The sequence below is a fragment of the Dellaglioa sp. CoH-57-MRSF-16 genome (genome assembly GCF_056782055.1).
In genome coordinates, this window is sequence record NZ_JBXAXZ010000116.1 from 1 (window position 1) to 338 (window position 338).

At 55.9% G+C, this 338-nt stretch carries 1 protein-coding gene; it reads right to left on the reverse strand.

Annotated features, from left to right (window positions below):
* A partial coding sequence (locus AC1RPH_RS08115) for a hypothetical protein (protein ID WP_481762077.1) occupies positions 1-338 on the reverse strand: 338 nt, incomplete at both ends.

The following is a 338-nucleotide window of genomic DNA, read 5'->3' on the forward strand; positions in this document are numbered from 1 at the left end:
TGTACATCGTGAACGAAGAGCCACGGGTTTGGCGATCCGGGCTCCCGATCAAAATCAGCTGCCCCTTGGACGTGTAGCCCGCGACATAGCCGACCAGATAGTTCGAGATGTACTGATCCCCAATGCAGAAGTAAAACTTCTGGCCCGGGTCATACTTTTTCCGCTTCTGGCGCAGCAGTGCGGTTGCGATACGACGTTGCGACGGATTCCAATTACGGAACAGCGTCACGAACTGAACGAATTGATCGCTGTTGCCCGAGAGCTGCGTCACATCTGGCGTGTAGCACGAAGGCGCGACGGCACCGGCTTTGATACCCTCTTCACTGCACGGTTTCTCG